This is a genomic window from Rathayibacter sp. VKM Ac-2928, assembly GCF_022815545.1.
In the GTDB taxonomy this organism is placed as follows: domain Bacteria; phylum Actinomycetota; class Actinomycetes; order Actinomycetales; family Microbacteriaceae; genus Rathayibacter; species Rathayibacter festucae.
Genome location: NZ_JALGRU010000012.1, coordinates 1 through 369 on the forward strand (window position 1 = coordinate 1; position 369 = coordinate 369).

Sequence of the window (369 nt, forward strand, 5' to 3'; positions counted from 1 at the left end):
AACGAGATGGACGGCCCCTGGCAGGTCGGCCACATGAACGCCGACGACTACGGCAAGCTCGCCTCCCGCACCGCCAAGGCCCTCAAGATCGCCGACCCGTCCCTCGAGCTCGTGATCTGCGGGTCGTCGGGCTCGTCGATGCCGACCTTCGGCGAGTGGGAGCGGGTGGTCCTCGAGCACGCCTACGACGACGTCGAGTACGTCTCCTGCCACGCCTACTACCAGGAGTACGACGGCGACCTCGGCTCGTTCCTCGCGTCCTCGCTCGACATGGAGTACTTCATCTCCACGGTCGCGGCCACCGTCGACCACGTGAAGCACAAGCTGAAGAAGTCGAAGGACATCAAGCTGTCCTTCGACGAGTGGAAC

General features: G+C 64.5%; 1 pseudogene. It reads left to right on the forward strand.

From position 1 onward, the window contains the following. Window positions 1-369 (forward strand): annotated as a pseudogene (locus tag MT350_RS19865) (alpha-L-arabinofuranosidase); the annotation flags it as partial.